At 70.2% G+C, this 17489-nt stretch carries 13 protein-coding genes, 1 pseudogene and 1 riboswitch; of the genes and pseudogenes, 4 read left to right on the plus strand and 10 right to left on the minus strand.

Annotation, left to right across the window (positions count from 1 at the left end; genetic code table 11):
* Positions 1 to 27 precede the first annotated feature (27 nt).
* From cobA to mqo, 6 genes are all read right to left on the minus strand, one after another.
* A complete protein-coding gene (cobA, locus tag FK531_RS15815; protein WP_142101008.1) occupies positions 28 to 1251 on the minus strand; it encodes a uroporphyrinogen-III C-methyltransferase in 1224 nt (407 codons plus the stop codon).
* A gap of 85 nt (positions 1252 to 1336) precedes the next feature.
* Positions 1337 to 1717, minus strand: a complete 381-nt coding sequence (locus FK531_RS15820; RefSeq protein ID WP_142101010.1) for a cobalamin biosynthesis protein — start codon at positions 1715 to 1717, stop codon at positions 1337 to 1339.
* A complete protein-coding gene (locus FK531_RS15825; protein ID WP_142101012.1) occupies positions 1710 to 3113 on the minus strand; it encodes a cobyrinic acid a,c-diamide synthase CobB in 1404 nt (467 codons plus the stop codon). Before FK531_RS15825 ends, FK531_RS15820 begins: the two co-directional genes overlap by 8 nt.
* On the minus strand, positions 3107 to 3727 hold the full coding sequence (cobO, locus tag FK531_RS15830) for a cob(I)yrinic acid a,c-diamide adenosyltransferase (RefSeq protein WP_142101014.1): 621 nt from the start codon (positions 3725 to 3727) through the stop codon (positions 3107 to 3109). Before cobO ends, FK531_RS15825 begins: the two co-directional genes overlap by 7 nt.
* Positions 3728 to 3756: 29 nt before the next feature.
* Positions 3757 to 5757, minus strand: coding sequence for a magnesium chelatase subunit D family protein (locus FK531_RS15835; RefSeq protein ID WP_142101015.1), 2001 nt, complete (start codon positions 5755 to 5757; stop codon positions 3757 to 3759).
* A gap of 53 nt (positions 5758 to 5810) precedes the next feature.
* Positions 5811 to 5905: riboswitch (adenosylcobalamin (AdoCbl) riboswitch) on the minus strand.
* 102 nt (positions 5906 to 6007) lie between these two features.
* Positions 6008 to 7549: a malate dehydrogenase (quinone) gene (gene mqo, locus FK531_RS15840; protein ID WP_142101017.1), complete on the minus strand. Its 1542-nt coding sequence runs from the start codon at positions 7547 to 7549 to the stop codon at positions 6008 to 6010.
* Between the two features lie 119 nt (positions 7550 to 7668).
* Here mqo and FK531_RS15845 point away from each other — a divergent pair, with 119 nt between their 5' ends.
* Together FK531_RS15845 and mtr are read left to right on the plus strand one after the other, a co-directional pair.
* Positions 7669 to 8751, plus strand: coding sequence for an alpha/beta hydrolase (locus FK531_RS15845; protein ID WP_142101019.1), 1083 nt, complete (start codon positions 7669 to 7671; stop codon positions 8749 to 8751).
* Positions 8748 to 10118, plus strand: coding sequence for a mycothione reductase (gene mtr, locus FK531_RS15850; protein ID WP_142101020.1), 1371 nt, complete (start codon positions 8748 to 8750; stop codon positions 10116 to 10118). The genes FK531_RS15845 and mtr overlap by 4 nt, the downstream gene beginning before the upstream one ends.
* A 71-nt stretch (positions 10119 to 10189) precedes the next feature.
* On the opposite strand, the gene FK531_RS15855 is transcribed toward mtr, so the two are convergent.
* On the minus strand, positions 10190 to 10756 hold the full coding sequence (locus FK531_RS15855) for an alpha/beta hydrolase (protein ID WP_142101022.1): 567 nt from the start codon (positions 10754 to 10756) through the stop codon (positions 10190 to 10192).
* A 194-nt stretch (positions 10757 to 10950) separates the two neighbouring features.
* On the opposite strand from FK531_RS15855, the gene katG reads away from it, so the two are divergent.
* Positions 10951 to 13179, plus strand: a complete 2229-nt coding sequence (gene katG / locus FK531_RS15860) for a catalase/peroxidase HPI (protein ID WP_142101024.1) — start codon at positions 10951 to 10953, stop codon at positions 13177 to 13179.
* Positions 13180 to 13187: 8 nt separating this feature from the next.
* On the opposite strand, the gene FK531_RS15865 is transcribed toward katG, so the two are convergent.
* The 3 genes and pseudogenes from FK531_RS15865 to FK531_RS15875 form a co-directional block, all read right to left on the minus strand.
* On the minus strand, positions 13188 to 14711 hold the full coding sequence (locus tag FK531_RS15865) for a cobyric acid synthase (protein ID WP_142101025.1): 1524 nt from the start codon (positions 14709 to 14711) through the stop codon (positions 13188 to 13190).
* Positions 14708 to 15565 carry a type I methionyl aminopeptidase gene (gene map, locus FK531_RS15870; protein WP_142101027.1) on the minus strand — a complete coding sequence of 286 codons (858 nt, stop codon included), beginning with the start codon at positions 15563 to 15565 and terminating at the stop codon, positions 14708 to 14710. Before map ends, FK531_RS15865 begins: the two co-directional genes overlap by 4 nt.
* 91 nt (positions 15566 to 15656) lie before the next feature.
* A pseudogene (locus FK531_RS15875) lies at positions 15657 to 16979 on the minus strand (MFS transporter); the annotation flags it as partial.
* Between FK531_RS15875 and FK531_RS15880 the strand changes: the two are divergent.
* Complete coding sequence (locus FK531_RS15880) at positions 16939 to 17421, plus strand: MarR family winged helix-turn-helix transcriptional regulator (RefSeq protein WP_435531058.1); 483 nt, start codon at positions 16939 to 16941, stop codon at positions 17419 to 17421. The pseudogene FK531_RS15875 and the gene FK531_RS15880 overlap by 41 nt on opposite strands.
* Positions 17422 to 17489 lie beyond the last annotated feature (68 nt).

Genomic DNA, 17489 nt, shown 5'->3' on the forward strand with positions numbered 1-17489 from the left:
CTCGAAATTCAGACACGAGAGTCCACGTTACCGAGCGTCGACGGCAAACCCCGCGGTCGGTCCGATCACGATGATCGCCGGGGGCCTGATGTTCTCCTCGCGCACCCGTGCGGCGATGGTGGCCAGGTCGGCGCGCAGCACCCGCTGGGAGCGTGTGGTGCCCTCCTGGATCGCGGTCACCGGGGTGTCGGCGGGACGGCCGCCGTCCATCAGGACTGTGGCGAACTTCTCGATCCGCTCGACCGCCATGAGCAGCACCAGGGTGCCGCGCAGACGGGCGAGGGCCGACCAGTCGGTCAGCGAGTCGGGGTGGTCGGGGGCGACGTGACCGCTGACGACGACGAACTCGTGGGTGACACCGCGGTGCGTGACGGGGATACCCGCCGCTGACGGCACCGAGATGGCACTGGTGATGCCCGGCACCACGGTCACCGGGACGCCCGCCTCCGCGCACGCCTCGAGTTCCTCGTAGCCGCGACCGAACACATACGGGTCGCCGCCCTTGAGCCGCACCACGAACTTGCCGGCCCGCGCGCCCTCGATCAGGGTCTCGTTGATGGCCTGCTGTGCCATTGCCCGGCCGTACGGCAGCTTCGACGCGTCGATGACCTCGACGTGCGGTGCGAGTTCGGCGAGCAGTTCCTGCGGGGCCAGGTGGTCCGCCACCACGATGTCGGCGCGGCCGAGCAGTCGCCGGCCGCGGACGGTGATCAGGTCGGGGTCGCCGGGGCCGCCACCGACGAGGGCGACGCCGGGCACGTGCGGCTGCGCGTCGGCGAGCGCCCCGGACTGCAGCGCGTCCACGATCGCGGTGCGCACCGCGGCCGAGCGGCGGTGCTGGCCGCCCGCGAGTACTCCCACCTCGAGCCCGTCGAAGGACGCGCTGGCGGGGGTGACGGCGGTGCCCTGGCGCGCGCTGTCCGCGCGCACGCAGAAGGTCCGGTTGCGCTCGGCCTCCGCCACCACCGCGGCGTTCGTGTCCGGCTCGTCGGTGCAGGCGATCGCGTACCAGGCGCCGTCGAGGTCGCCGTCGGCGTAGTCGCGCAGTTCGGCGGTGATCTGCCCGCCGGTCACCATGGCTTCGACCGCGGGGGTGACGGCGCGGGCGATCACGTGCACCTTCGCCCCCGACGCGACGAGCAGACCGAGGCGGCGCTGGGCGACCGTCCCGCCGCCCACCACGACGACCCGGCGGTCGGTCAGGTTCAGGCCGACGAGGTAGTTCGACTCGTCTCCGGCCGCTGCTGGCACTGCGCTCTCCTTCGTGGGCTTCGCCCCGTGCGCGCCGTTCACCCCGGCGGGGGTGACGAGCGCGCACAGTTCGGGGGTATTCGGGTTACCAAACAGTACGGGCGAGCGCGACCGTCACGCCATCGCGGGCGCGCTTGCGCACCACCAGGTCCCCGCCACCGGAACCGAGTACGGCCGCGGCCTCGGCCACGCTCGGGGTGCCGACCGCGTCGGCGACCCGACCGGACGGACTCGGCACGTGGACAGCGGCGAGCTCGTCGGCGGTGTAGCCGAGCACCGGCACGCCGAGTTCGGCGGCCGCGATTGCGACGGACGACTCGGTCGCCTTCCGTTCGAGGGTGGCCAGTGCGTGCAGCTCGGTCGGGTCGTCCACGACGGCACTGATCGCGTCCAGCACCGCGTCTGGACCGACGCCGTCCCGCAGGCCGACCCCGACCACCAGGTCACCGCCACCCAGACTACCCACTGCACACCTCGAACTTCCTTGCCGCACTGACGAATCGACGAACCGAGGCCGGACTACCTGCGGGGTGCGTGTGCAGGTACGACGCGTGCACGCCGCCGCCGGTGAAACCCTCCCGGACGGAGGCGTCCGCCGCGCGCCAGCCCCACGCGGGCGGCCACCCGGACACCGCTGTGGCCTCGAGGGCGGTGCGATGGAACTCGTGCCCGACCACCCGTTGACCGGGCTCGAACAGCACCGACTCCCCCAGCGCGACGGCCTCCCGGTAGCCCAGGGTCAGCGCGCTGCCGAAGGTCGCGTCCACGCCGATCACACCGGCCATCGGATGGCCGTCGAGGCGCCGCGCGAGGTACAGCAGTCCCGCGCACTCGGCGTGGATCGGCATCCCGCGCCGGGCGAGCTCGCGCACGGTGGTGAGCAGGGCGGTGTTGGCGGCCAGGTCCGCGGCGTGCTCCTCCGGGAAGCCGCCGGGCAGCACCAGGGCCGCGACGCCGTCGGGCAGCTGGTCGACGGCCGGATCGAACACGTGCACCCGCGCGCCCGCGGCCTCGAGTAGTTCGCGGTGTTCGGCGTAGCCGAAGGTGAATGCCGCCCCGCCCGCGACCGCGACGACGGGGGCGCCCGGTACCGGCTCGCCGACCTCGACGTGCGGATCCCACGCGGGCACGGTCACCGCGGACCGGGCCAGCGCCCGTACCGCGACAAGGTCGACGTGGGCGGCGATCAGCTCCGTCATCGCGTCCACCGCCGCGGTCGCGGCGCGGCCGTGCTCGACCGCGGTGATCAGGCCGAGGTGCCGGGACGGGACGGCCAGTTCCGCCAGCCGCGGCACGACCCCGAGCACCTGGACGCCGACGCGGTCGCAGGCCTGCCGCAGCACCTGCTCGTGTCGCGCGCTGCCGACCCGGTTGAGGATCACGCCGCCGATGCGGACGCCGGAGTCGTAGGTCGCGAAGCCGTGCAGCACGGCGGCCAGGGACTGGCTGTGACCGCGGGCGTCGACGACGAGAACCACCGGGGCGCCGAGCAGTCCGGCGACCTGTGCGGTGGAGCCCTCGGCGGCTCCCCCCATTCCGTCGATCCCGTCCGCGGGGTCCGCGATCTTGCCATCGAACAGGCCCATCACGCCCTCGACGACGGCAATGTCGCAGCCGGCCGAGCCGTGCCGGTACAGCGGTCCGATCCGGTCGGCGCCGACGAGGACCGGGTCGAGGTTGCGTCCGACCCGCCCGGCCGCGAGGCCGTGGTAGCCCGGGTCGATGTAGTCCGGTCCCACCTTGAACGGCGCGACCCGATCGCCGGCGGCGCGCAGCGCGCCGATCAGACCCGTTGCGACGGTGGTCTTTCCACTACCCGACGCGGGCGCGGCGATGACGATCGCCGGAACACTTGTCACCACTCGATGCCCCGCTGGCCCTTGCGGCCGGCGTCCATCGGGTGCTTGACCTTGGTCATCTCGGTGACCAGGTCGGCCGCCTCGATCAGCGCCTGCGGCGCGTCCCGACCGGTGATCACCACGTGCTGGTTGCCCGGCCGGGTGCGCAGCACCTCGACCACCTCGTTCACGTCCACCCAGCCCCACTTGAGCGGGTAGGTGAACTCGTCGAGGACGTAGAACTTGTGCTCCTCGCCCGCGATTCGGCGGGCCACCTCGCGCCAGCCGTCCAACGCGACGCGGGCGTGGTCCTCGTCCTCGCCCTTCTTGCGGGTCCAGGACCAGCCCTCACCCATCTTGTGCCACTGCACGGGGCCGCCGACGCCGGTGGACTCGTGCAGCTCGCCGAGCGCGCGGAACGCCGACTCCTCGCCGACCTTCCACTTCGCGGACTTGACGAACTGGAACACCCCGATGTCGAAACCCTGGTTCCAGGCGCGCAGCGCCATCCCGAACGCGGCGGTCGACTTTCCCTTCCCCGGGCCGGTGTGCACGGCGAGGACCGGCGCGTTGCGGCGTTGGCGAGTGGTCAGCCCGTCGTCGGGGACGGACTCGGGCAGCGGAACTCCCTTGGGCATCGTGCAACTCCTTCTGTCGCGGTGAGGATCTAGGCCGCGAACGCCGCGGCACCGGCCCGGACGACGCCCGCGACCTTCTCCGCCGACAGCTCGTCGATCCGGACGTAGGCGCCGCGCATCGCGGTGGCCAGCTCGCGTGCCAGGCCGAGACGGACCATCCCGGACTCGCAGTCGACCAGTACCGAAGCCACCGATGCGTCGGCGAGCAGAGAGGCGGCGACCTTGGCGCGGCGCACGGGATCGGTTCCGCCGGTGGCCCTGCCGTCCGTCAGTGCCAGGACCATCGCGCGGCGCTGCGGGTCCCGGACCTTCTCACGGAGCACCACCTCTCGGGCCTTCAGGAAGCCCTGCGCGAGCGGAGTCCTGCCGCCGGTCCGCAGCGACCGGAGCCGCCGCACCGCCACGTCCACCGAGGAGGTGGGCGGCAGCACCAGTTCCGCTGCGCTCCCCCGCATGGTGATCACGGCGACCTTGTCGCGGCGTTGGTAGGCGTCGCGCAGCAGCGAGATCACGGCGCCGGTGACGGCCGAGAGCCGGTCGCGAGCGGCCATCGAGCCCGAGGCATCGACCACGAAGACCACCAGGTTTCCCTCCCGACCCTCGCGGTGGGCGCCGCGGATGTCACTGGGCGCCAGCATCATCCGGCCGTCCGTTCGCCCGCGCGCGACCTGGTGCTCGGCTGCGACGAACAGCGTGCCGACCAGGTGCAGGCCGCGGCCCGGCTCGGTGGTCGAGCGCACCACCCGACCCTGCGGGGACCGCGACCGCGAACGGCGCCCCGGCGCGCCCTCACCGACGCCGGGGATCGTCAACAGTCGGGTCTTGAACTGTGCGGACGGCGCCGCGGCCGGCCGGTCGGGCGCACGCCCGGGCGCCGGGCGCTCACGCTCGTCGGGTCGGTCCGCCGGGTCGTCGGAGCGAGCGGAAGTGTCACCGCCGTCGCCTGATTCGGGTTCGGGGGCGCCGCCGCCCGGACCGTCGGGATCCGGTTCCGGGTCGGGCTCGGGCTGCTCGGCGGCGTCACGCATTGCGTCGTCGACGTGCTCGCCGGCGTCTCGCATCGCATCGTCGAGCTGCTGCGGGTCCAGGCCCGGCTCGTCGAAGGGGTCGCGGCGCCGCCGGTGCGGCAGGGTCAGCTCGGCCGCCACCCGGACGTCCTCCTCGGTGACCGCGCTCGCGCCCCGCCAGGCGGCGTGCGCGGTGGCGGTGCGGGCGAGCACCAGGTCCGCCCGCATGCCGTCGACGTCGAAGGAGGCACACAGGGCTGCGATCCGGCGCAGTTCGGTGTCACTGAGCTCGACGCCCGCGAGGGCGTCCCGTGCGGCCGCGATCCGCCGGGCCAGCTCCTCGTCCTGCGCGGCGTAGCGCGCGGCGAAGGCCGCTGGGTCGGACTCGAAGTCGAGTCTGCGGCGCACCACCTGCATGCGGGTGTCCACCTCGCGCGAGGCGGCGACGTCCACGGCGAGGCCGAACCGGTCGAGCAGCTGCGGGCGCAGCTCGCCCTCCTCGGGGTTCATGGTGCCGACCAGGACGAATCGGGCGGGATGCGAGTGCGAGACGCCGTCGCGCTCGATGTGCACCCGGCCCATCGCTGCGGCGTCGAGCAGCACGTCGACCAGATGGTCGTGCAGCAGGTTCACCTCGTCGACGTAGAGCACGCCGTCGTGCGCGGCGGCGAGCAGTCCGGGCTGGAAGGCTCGTTCGCCGTCCCGGAGCACCTTCTCGAGGTCCAGCGACCCCACCACCCGGTCTTCGGTGGCGCCGACCGGCAGTTCGACCAGGCGGGCAGGCCGCGACCCGTCGTCTCCGACGACTGGCGGCAGCAGCGCCGCGAGCGCCCGGACCACGGTGGACTTGGCGGTGCCCTTCTCGCCGCGCACCAGCACGCCGCCGATGCCGGGGTGCACCGCGCACAACGTCAGCGCGAGCCGCAGCTGATCCTGACCGACAATCGCACTGAACGGGAATCCCGGTTCCGGACGAGCAGGTTCCGTCGAACCATCGTGTGCCGCCGAATAATCTTGTACCACAGTGCAATTCCCTTCACTCCCTGGTCTCCACGCCGGGGGTCGGAGTCGATCCACTGCCGCGGTGATCTGACTTCGGCACCGACCGGGGTCGAGCGGCCGTCACAGTGGCGGGACCGTGCCTGACTTGCACAGGACTTCCCCGCGGCAGGGACATTGTCGTTCGGGACCCGACTCTATCGGGCGCAACGACGACCGCCGCCACCGCGCCCGGTGGGCGCGATGACGGCGGTGGTTCGGTGCGTCGAGCGGGTCAGGCGCTCGCGGCGGCGACGGCGTCGGAGGTGTCGAGCTGCAGCACACGGTTCGACCAGTCCCACACCTCCCGGAACAGCGACTCGTTGTCGGAGAGCTTGACCCCGAGCGAGGGCACCATCTGCTTGAGCTGCGGCTCCCACGCCTTGTACTGGTCGCCGAAGCAGCGCTGCAGGACGTCGAGCATCGCGGGGACAGCGGTCGAGGCACCCGGGGAGGCGCCGAGCAGGCCGGCGATGCTGCCGTCGGCGGCGCTGACCACCGCGGTACCGAACTCGAGTACGCCGCCCTTGCCCTTGGCCCGGCGGATCACCTGGACACGCTGGCCGGCGGTGATGAGCTCCCAGTCCTTGCCGAGCGCCTCGGGAACGAACTCGCGCAGGGTCTCGATGCGACCAGCCTCGGACTTCGCCAGCTCACTGACCAGGTACTTCACCAGTCCGAGCTCGGAGACGCCCACGCCGAGCATGGACAGCAGGTTGTTCGGCTTGACCGAACCGGGCAGGTCGGTGACCCGGCCCTCCTTGAGGAACTTCGGCGACCAGCCGGCGTAGGGGCCGAAGAGCAGTCCGGGCTTGCCGCCGATGACGCGGGTGTCCAGGTGCGGCACCGACATCGGCGGGGCGCCCACGGCCGCCTTGCCGTACACCTTCGCGCGGTGCTGAGCGATGAGTTCGGGGTTGGTGCAGCGCAGGAACGCTCCACTGACCGGGAAGCCGCCGAAGCCCTTGGCCTCCGCGATGCCGGACTGCTGCAGCAGGTGCAGCGCACCGCCGCCCGCGCCGACGAACACGAACTTCGCGTTGACCTTCCTGCGGGCGCCGGTGCGACGGTTGTGCACCTTGAGGTTCCAGGTGCCGTCGGACTGCTTCTTGATCCCGGTGACCTCGTGGCCGAAGTACACGAGGCCGCCGGACGCGCCGACGTGGCCCAGCAGCTGCTTGGTGAGCGCGCCGAAGTCGACGTCGGTGCCGCCGTCGGTCCAGTTCAGCGCGACGGGGTCGGAGAAGTCGCGGCCCTTGGCCATCAGCGGGAGGCGGCGGGCGAACTCGTCCGGTCGCTCGGTGTACTCCATGCCCGCGAACAGCGGGTGGCCGGCGAGGGCGTCGTAACGCGCCCGCAGGTACTTCACGCTGTCCGCGCCGTGCACGAAGCTCACGTGCGGGATCGGGTTGATGAACTCGCGGGGCTCGGTGAGGATCCCCTTCTCGACCGCGTGCGCCCAGAACTGCCGCGAGACCTGGAACTGCTCGTTGACATTGACCGCCTTGGCGATGTCGACGGAGCCGTCGGCGTTCTCCGGGGTGTAGTTGAGCTCACACAGTGCCGAGTGTCCGGTTCCCGCGTTGTTCCACGGGTCACTGCTCTCCGCAGCGGCGGCGTCGAGCCGCTCGAACACGCTGATCGACCAGTCCGGCTGCAGCTGACGAAGGAGGGCGCCGAGAGTAGCGCTCATGATGCCTGCACCGACGAGCACTACATCGGTCTTGGTCTGTACCGCGTTGTTGTCTGACACTGGAGAATCGACTTCCTTGTCCATTGGCAGTGGGCAGTCACACCGACTGCAGCCGACAGGTTACCCGTGCGTATAAGCGGCGTTAACCTCACCCAATTGTGCCCCTCTGCGGAGGGGTATCCCGCACATTACTGTTGTGATCTGTGACTACCTGGGCACCGGACCTCCTCGGCACCGGATATCAGCAGCTGACGATCCCTCTCGGGGCCGATCCGGACGGCGAGGGCACGGTGGAAGCGACCCTGGTTCGCTACCGACCGGAGGGTGCCGCACGCACCCGCCACGCCGTGCTCTACGTGCACGGATTCACCGACTACTTCTTCCAGAAGCATCTCGCGGAGCACTTCCACGAGCAGGGCTACGCCTTCTATGCACTGGACCTGCGCAAGTGCGGCAGATCACTGCGGGCAGGCCAGACACCGCACTTCGTGACCGATCTCTCGTTCTACGACGAGGAACTCGGCCGGGCGCTGGCGCTCGTCCGTGAGGACCTGGACGGCCGTTCGAGTGGAGCCGGCGGAACGAGCATCGACTCGAGTGGAGCCGGCGGAACGAGCATCGACTCGAGTGGAGCCGGCGGAACGAGTGGAAGCTCAGTGCTGCTCACTGCGCACTCGACGGGCGGGCTGATCCTGCCGCTCTGGCTCGACCGGCTCAACGCGAAGCCCGGCGGCAGTGCGGGGGCGGGCGTGCGTGGCCTGATCCTCAACAGCCCGTGGTTCGACATGCAGGGACCCTCGCTGGTGCGCAGTGTCGGGACGGTCGCGGTCGACGCGGTCGGCCGGGTCAAGGACAGGCTGGTGATCAAGCAGCCGCCCACCGATGTGTACGGCCGGACCCTGCACCGCGATCACGGCGGCGAGTGGGACTACGACCTCGACTGGAAGCCGCTGACCGGCTTCCCGGTCACCTTCGGGTGGCTGCGGGCGGTCCGCCGGGGTCACGCCCGCCTGCACCGCGGTCTCGACGTCGGTGTCCCGTCACTGATCCTGCGCTCCAAGGCAACTCACTACTCGAGGCGGTACACCGAGAAGTCCGAGGTGGCCGACCTGATCCTCGACGTGAAGCAGATCGCGCGATGGGCGGGGTGCTTGGGTGATCGCACGACCATCGTTCCGATCGAGGGGGCACGGCACGACGTGTTCCTGTCCCGTGAGGTTCCACGCAAGCAGGCTTTCGACGAGGTGGACCAGTGGCTGGGCTGGCTGAATGGACAGGGCGCATGAACAACTACGATCTCGCGATCATCGGATCCGGTTCGGGCAACACGATTCTCGACGACCGGTTCGCGGACAAGCGGGTGGCGATCCTCGAGGGTGGGACCTTCGGCGGCACCTGCCTGAACGTCGGGTGCATCCCGACCAAGATGTTCGTCTACGCGGCGGAGGTCGCGAGGGCGATCCAGCACGCGAGCCGGTACGGCGTCGACGCGCACGTCGAGAAAGTGCGATGGTCGGACATCGTCGACCGGGTCTTCGACCGGATCGACCCGATCTCGGCGGGCGGAGAGCGGTACCGGCGCGACGAGAACCCCAACACCACACTGTTTTCCGGCTACGCCTCGTTCGTCGGTCCGCGGGAGATCCGAACCGGGACCGGGGAGGTGATCACCGCGGACCAGGTGGTGGTCGCGGCGGGATCGCGCCCGATCATCCCCGACGAGGTCAGTCGCAGCGGCGTCCCGTACTTCACCAACGACGACATCATGCGACTGCCGGCGCTGCCCGAGCACCTGGTGATCATCGGAAGCGGGTTCATCGCGTCCGAGTTCGCGCACGTCTTCTCCGCCTTCGGCAGTCGGGTCTCGATCATCGGTCGCGGCGACCGCCTGCTGCGGGACCTCGACGCCGACATCTCGCAGCAGTTCACCGACCTCGCTCGCGGCAAATGGGATGTGCACCTGGGCAACCGGGTGACCGACGTGAGCGGCGGCCCCGGCGACATCCGGGTCACGCTCGCCGACGGCACGGTGATCGCCGGCGACACGCTGTTGGTGGCGACGGGCCGCACCCCGAACGGCGACCGACTGGGGGCGGCGAGCGCGGGCATCGAGGTGTCCGCCGACGGCAGGGTGGTGGTCGACGAGTTCCAGCGCACCAGCGCGGAGGGTGTCTTCGCGCTCGGTGACGTCTCCTCGCCGCACCAGCTCAAGCACGTGGCGAATCACGAGGCCCGGGTGGTGCAGGAGAACCTGCTTCGCGACGCCTGGGGCGAGCGTGAACCACTGGTCCGCACCGATCACCGATTCGTGCCGTCGGCGGTGTTCACCGACCCGCAGATCGCCTCGGTGGGCATGACCGAGGACCAGGCCCGCGCGCAGGGGCACGACATCACGGTGAAGGTGCAGAAGTTCGCCGACGTCGCCTACGGCTGGGCGATGGAGGACGACGAGGGCCTGTGCAAGTTGATCGCCGAACGCGGCACCGGGCGCCTGCTGGGAGCACACATCATCGGCGCGCAGGCCTCCACCCTGATCCAGCCGCTGATCCAGGCGATGAGCTTCGACCTGTCCGTGCGGGACATGGCCCTCGGCCAGTACTGGATCCACCCCGCCCTGACCGAGGTCGTCGAGAACGCCCTGCTCGGGCTGTAGGCGGCTGCGCCGCCCGTGAGTCCTTCCGGCCCCCACAGGCACCAGAAGGACTCACAGGCGCGAAGCGCGCATCACCAGGAACTGGTGCGCAGCACGATCTCCGTGGCCATCTCGGCCGGCGCGGAGGTCGGGACCGAGTCGATGCCGTCGAGCTGGACGACCCGGTAGTCGGAGTACACGCGGCGACCACTGTTGTCGGCGAACGGCCGGGCCAGTGAGCTGCCGATCAGCAGCGTCGTGGGCATCTCGATCGCCGGGCAGTCGGCCTGCCGGACGGCGCCGTCGAGGTCGGCCACGGCCGGGTGCGGGCAGTCGGCGACCACCAGGCTGGCGAAGCGCCCGAATGTGCGCGCGGCGAGCAACCAGGCCAGCGCCGCGCCCTCGCGGTTGCCCGCCAGGTTCACCCAGGGCAGCTTCAGCGCGTCGAGCAGCGCAATCGTCGACGTCACGTCGAGTCCGTCGAGCGTCTCCGGGACGATCGTGCGCAGGTCGGAGTTGTGCAGCCGCTCGCAGACCGCGTCGAAGATCGACCCGTCCTCTCCTGCCCCGGGCAGCAGCAGCACAGTGTGCTTGCTCTCGGGTCCGTCGACGCGAACGGTGACGGTGCCGTCCCCTGCGGCCACTTGCCTGGATTCCATGGCATCGGACGGTACACGCTGCGGCACCCCACGCCGTGACCACTGTTCAGCACGGAATGCCGAGATCGCTACCTGACGCATTGACTGACTCCAGAAGACTGCGAAACAATTCGTTGGTGTCCTCGACGTCGAATACGTAGGGCAGCTGCGTACGGGCGCCGTCGGCCGAGCCACCCACGCCCGGAAGGAAGGCCATGTCTGACGAACGCCCGCCTGTCGCCGATGGACGTCATGCCGATGGCAGTGAAAGTGAGAACCCGGCAATCCCCGCCCCGACCCCCCGCCCCCATCCACCCCGTTCGAACGTGGACTGGTGGCCGAATCAGCTGGACCTGCGCGTCCTCGACCAGCAGTCACCGCGTGCGAATCCCCTGGGCGAGGACTTCGACTACGCAGCGGAGTTCGCGACCCTCGACGTCGAGGCGCTCAAGCGTGACCTCATCGAGGTGATGACGGCGTCGCAGTCGTGGTGGCCGGCCGACTACGGGCACTACGGTCCGCTGTTCATCCGGATGAGCTGGCATGCCGCGGGTACGTACCGCATCGCCGACGGCCGGGGTGGCGGTGGGAGGGGCGCGCAACGCTTCGCGCCGCTCAACAGTTGGCCCGACAACGCGAGCCTCGACAAGGCGCGCAGGTTGCTCTGGCCGGTCAAGCAGAAGTACGGCCGCAAGATCTCCTGGGCCGACCTGCTGATCTTCGCGGGCAACTGCGCCCTGGAATCGATGGGCTTCACGACGTTCGGCTTCGGCTTCGGTCGCGAGGACATCTGGGAGCCCGACGAGGTGTTCTGGGGACCCGAGGACACGTGGCTCGGTGACGAGCGGTACAGCGGCAACAGGGAACTCGCGGGTCCCCTCGGCGCCGTGCAGATGGGCTTGATCTACGTGAATCCGGAAGGGCCCAACGGCAATCCGGACCCACTCGCCGCGGCCACGGACATCCGGGAGACGTTCCGCCGGATGGCGATGAACGACGTCGAGACCCTCGCGCTGATCGCGGGTGGCCACACCTTCGGCAAGACCCACGGTGCCGGGCCGGCCGACCTCGTCGGTCCCGAGCCCGAGGCCGCCCCGCTCGAGGAACAGGGCCTGGGCTGGAAGAGCTCCTTCGGCACCGGCGTCGGCGGTGACGCGATCACCAGTGGCATCGAGGTCGTGTGGACACCCACGCCGACCACGTGGGACAACAGCTTCCTCGAGACGCTGTACGGCTACGAGTGGGAACTGACCAAGAGTCCGGCCGACGCCTGGCAGTGGGTCGCGAAGGACGGTGCGGGAGCGGGCACGATTCCCGACCCGTTCGACACGACGGCGGGGCGCGCCCCCACGATGCTGACCACCGACATCTCGTTGCGGGTCGATCCGATCTACGGGCCGATCACCCGTCGCTGGCTGGACCACCCGGAGGAGTTTGCCGACGAGTTCGCCAAGGCCTGGTACAAGCTGTTGCACCGCGACATGGGACCCGCCTCCCGCTACCTCGGCCCGTGGGTCCCGGAGCCGCAGCTGTGGCAGGATCCCGTCCCCGAAGTCGATCACGAACTGGTCGGGGAGGCGGACATCGCTGCCCTCAAGGCCAAGATTCTCGACTCGGGACTGTCCATCCCCCGACTGGTCTCCACCGCGTGGGCGTCGGCAGCGACATTCCGCGGCACCGACAAGCGCGGCGGAGCCAACGGCGCACGGATTCGGCTCGAACCGCAGAAGGGCTGGGAGGTCAACGAGCCGGGCGAACTCGCCGCCGCTCTGCGCACCCTCGAGGAGATCCGACAGGTCTTCAACGGCTCGCAGACGGGTGGAACGCGGGTCTCGCTCGCCGACCTGATCGTCCTGGCCGGGTGCGCCGGGGTCGAACAGGCGGCGAAGAATGCCGGTCACGACGTCGCGGTCCCGTTCGCACCGGGTCGCACGGACGCCGCGCAGGAGCAGACCGACGTGGAGGCGTTCGCCGTGCTCGAACCGAAGGCCGACGGATTCCGCAACTACATCCGGGAAGGCGAGAAGCAGCCGCCGGAGCGCCTGCTGTTGGACCGGGCGAGCCTGTTGACGCTGACTGCTCCCGAGATGACGGTTCTCGTCGGTGGGATGCGCTCCCTCGACGCCAACGTCGGCCGATCCGCCCACGGCGTGTTCACCGACCGGCCCGAGGCCTTGACCAACGACTTCTTCGTGAACGTGGTGGACATGAGCAAGGAGTGGACGGCATCCACCTCGACCGAGGGTGTCTACGAGGTTCGCGATCGGGCGACCGGCGAACTCGCTTGGACTGCGACCGCCGTCGACCTGGTCTTCGGCTCGAACTCACAGCTGCGCGCTCTCGCCGAGGTCTACGCCAGCGACGACGCGCAACGGAAGTTCGTGGACGACTTCGTCTCCGCTTGGGACAAGGTGATGACACTCGACCGGTTCGATCTCTCCTGATCCACCGGTCAGCCGACGGAGGTCGTGTGCGCGATCTCCGGAAGCCCCGTCGGCGCCCCCTCGTCGATCAGCGCGGCCACCGCGCCGATGTCGATGTGCCGCTCCACCAGGTCGGCCAGCAGGTCCAGCTGCGCGTCCCGCTCGGCGGCGACCGAGGTGTCCGGGGCGACCGTGAACGCCCGCCCGGTCGCGGCCGCGACGCGGGTGAGCAGGGACCGCCGGAACTCGTCGGACTCGAGCAGGCCGTGCCAGTGGGTGCCCAACACCCACCCCCGCAGGCTGCCCTCGGGCTGCCCGTCGTCGCCGCGCAGCAGCGGCGCGTCGCCGTTGCGCACGACACGCCCGTGGTGGATCTCGTAGCCCGACACCGGAATCGACTCGTGGCGGCCGGTGACCTGACGTAGTACCTTCTCGTCCGCGAACTCGATGTCCAGGTCGAGCAGGCCCAGCCCGGCCACCGCGCCCGCCCGGGACTCGACCTCATCGACGATGGTCCGGCCGAGCATCTGGTACCCGCCGCAGATGCCGAGAATCGGGAGCCCGGCCTCGGCGCGGGCGGCGAGCACGTCGGCGATTCCACTCGAGCGCAGCCAGTTCAGGTCCGAGACCGTGGACTTGCTGCCGGGGAGCACCACCAGGTCGACATCGGCGAGCCGCGACGGTTCGCTCACCCAGTGCACGGACACGCCGGGTTCGCAGGCCAGCGCCTCGACGTCGGTCGCATTGGACACCCGCGGCAGTCGCACCGCGGCAACCCGCAGCCACGCCTCGCCCCTCGGCGCGGCCGGCCTGCCCACGGGAGCGTCGGGCGTGGTGGACAGCGAGTCCTCGGCGTCGATCCACAGTCCCTCGGCGAACGGCACCACCCCGAGGGTCGGCCGCCCGGTCAGTGCCCGCAACTGGTCGAGTCCGGGTTCGAGCAGTCCCACGTCGCCGCGAAACTTGTTGACCACGAAGCCCGCGATCAACGCCTGGTCCTCCGGCGACAGCACCGCGACGGTGCCGAACAGGTGAGCCAGCACTCCCCCGCGGTCGATGTCCCCGACCACGATCACCGGCAGTGCCGCCGCCCGGGCCAGCCCCATGTTCGCCAGATCCGTGGCACGCAGATTGATCTCGGCGGGCGAACCGGCACCCTCGCAGATCACCACGTCGAATTCGCTTCGCAGGGAGGCCAGTTCGCGGACGACGACCTCGCGCAGCCACTCGCGGTGCTCGATGTAGTCGCGGGCACCGACCGAGGTCACCGCCCGCCCGCGCACCACCAGTTGCGACGTCCGGTCGCTGCCCGGCTTGAGCAGCACCGGGTTGAACCGGACGCTCGGCTCGAGGCCGCAGGCCCGCGCCTGCAGCGCCTGTGCGCGCCCGATCTCTCCGCCGTCGAGGGTGACCACGGAGTTGTTGGACATGTTCTGCGCCTTGAACGGCGCCACCGACACACCCCGTCGGGCCAGCATCCGGCACAGCCCCGCGACGAGGACGCTCTTGCCGGCATCGGAGGTGGTACCGGCGACCAGCAGCGCGCCCTTCACGGGAGGGTGAGGATTTCCGCCCCCGAGTCGGTGACCACGATGGTGTGCTCGAACTGTGCGGTCCACTTGCGGTCCTTGGTGACCACGGTCCAGTTGTCGTCCCAGATCTCGTAGTCCGGGGTGCCGAGGTTGATCATCGGTTCGATGGTGAACACCATGCCCGGCTCGATGACGGTGTCCACGTTCGGCTGGTCGTAGTGCAGGATCACCAGGCCGTTGTGGAAGGTCTCGCCGATACCGTGGCCGGTGAAGTCGCGGACGACGCCGTAACCGAACCGGTTGGCGTAGGCCTCGATGACCCGGCCGATGACGTTGAGTTCACGGCCCGGCTTGACCGCCTTGATGGCGCGCATGGTGGCTTCACGGGTGCGCTCGACGAGCAGGCGGTTCTCCTCGGACACGTCGCCGGCGAGGAAGGTGGCGTTCGTGTCGCCGTGCACGCCGTCGATGTAGGCGGTGACGTCGATGTTGACGATGTCGCCGTCCTGGATCACCGTCGAGTCCGGGATGCCGTGGCAGATGACCTCGTTCAGCGAGGTGCAGCAGGACTTGGGAAAGTCCTTGTAGCCCAACGTCGACGGGTAGGCGCCGTTGTCGATCATGTACTCGTGCGCGATCCGGTCGAGTTCGTCGGTGGTCACGCCCGGCGCGACGGCCTTGCCCGCCTGCGCGAGCGCCTGTGCCGCGATCCTGCTCGCGAGTCGCATCTTCTCGATGGTCTCCGGGGTCTGCACCCACGGCTCGTGGCCTTCGTTGACGGTGGGCTTCCACGCGTACTCGGGGCGCTCGATCTTCGCGGGCACGGGCAGGGTCGGCGAGACGGTTCCGGGGACGAGGGGTACGCGCACAGACATGGGTCCAGGTTACGCGGCGCACCGCGCCGGGACGGACGAACCCGGCGGTCGTCCGCGTGGACGACTGCCGGGCCCGGTCTGTTCGAGTGGATCAGCCTCGCGCCGAGACCAATTCCCCGTCGGTGGCCTGCGGAGCCGAGGCCGCTCGGCGCGCCGGGATGCACGCGGCGACCGCTGCGGCGACGAGCGCCACACCGCAGCCGATCAGCAGCCCGGTCCGGAAGCCGTCTTCGGTGGGCAGCGTGTAGTCGCCGACCTGGATGCTCATCTGGGCGAGGACGAGGCCGACGACGGCGGCAGCGACCGAGGTGCCCAGGCTCCGCGAGAGGGTGTTGAAGGCGTTGGCGGCCGCGGTCTCGGAGTGCGGCACCGCACTCATGATCAGGGCGGGCATCGCGCCGTACGCGAAGCCGGTGCCCGCACCGCAGATGGCGGCGACGATCATCAGACCCCAGGCCGAGCCCATCAGCAGCATCGAGGATCCGTAGCCGAGCGCGATGATCAGGGCACCGACGATCAGCGTGATCTTGGGCCCGCGAGCCGAGGACAACTTGGCGCCGATCGGTGAGATGAGCATCATCACGATGCCACCGGGCGCCATCCACAGGCCCATGACCAGCATCGACTGCCCGAGTCCGAAGCCGGTGGACTCCGGGAGCTGCAGCAGCTGGGGCAGGATCAGCGACTGCGCGTACATGGCGAAGCCCACGACGAGTCCGGCGACGTTGGTCAGCAGCACCTGCGGCCGGGCGGTGGTGCGGAGGTCGACCAGCGGATCGCTGGTGCGCAGCTCCCACCAGCCCCATGCGAGCAGGACGACGATCGCGGCGACGAAGAGGCCGAGGATGGTACCGCTGGTCCAGCCCCAGACTGCGCCCTTGGACACTCCGAGCAGCAGGCACACGAGGCCGACGCCGAGACCGAGAGCACCGACGGGATCGAACTTGCCGGCGTCGGAGTCGACCGGGGTGGCGGGCACCATCTTCCAGATCAGCCCGGCGATGACGACGCTGAGAGCGGCGGCACCCCAGAACAGCACTCGCCAGCTGGTGTTCTGTGTGACCGCCGCGGCGATCGGCAGGCCGAACGCGCCGCCGATTCCCATCGACGCGCTCATCAGGGCGATCGACGAGTTCAACCGCTCGGCGGGGATCAGGTCACGCATCGCGCTGATACCGATCGGGATCAGGCCCATGCCCATGCCCTGCAACGCGCGCCCGGCGATCATCGGGACCACGGACGTCGCGACCGCACACAGCACCGAACCCGCGATCAGGGGAACAGTGCAGATCAGCAGCATGCGGCGCTTGCCGTAGATGTCGCCGAGGCGGCCGGTGATCGGGACGCACACCGCGCCGGCGACCAGCGTCGCGGTGACGATCCAGGACGCGTTCGACGCGGTGGTGTTCAAGATGCCCCAGTTGCTCGCCCGACATCTCGCACACCCGCGCCGCGGCGAGGGCCACCTCGACGGCAGCGCGTACCTCCTGCTCACCCGCCTCAGCATGGCGGGGCCCATGTCCGTCGGCGAACTCAGTGAGGCCCTCGGCCTGGACACCTCCACCCTGAGCCGCCAGACCGCGTCGATGCTCAGTTCCGGTCTGGTCCAACGCATCCCGGACCCCGAGGGCGGCATGGCTCGCAAGTTCCGACTCACCGACGAGGGCCGACGCCGCCTCGACCGCGAGCGGTCGGGCAACGTCAGCGGGCTGGAACTCGTCCTCGAGGAGTGGACACCCGACGACCGCGCCGCCTTCGCGGGACTGCTCGAACGCTTCAATCTCGACATAGAGCGCCGCGCCGGGCGCCCGTGGCCGCGCCCCGCCCCGCAGTCGGACGGGACTCGGACCTCCTGACCCGTCGGGCCGGGGGCTCCCGTTGGTCGGCGTAGCGTGGAACACGAGGTAGCGGAAGGAATTCCGCG

Source organism: Rhodococcus spelaei (assembly GCF_006704125.1).
In the GTDB taxonomy this organism is placed as follows: Bacteria; Actinomycetota; Actinomycetes; order Mycobacteriales; family Mycobacteriaceae; genus Rhodococcus_G; species Rhodococcus_G spelaei.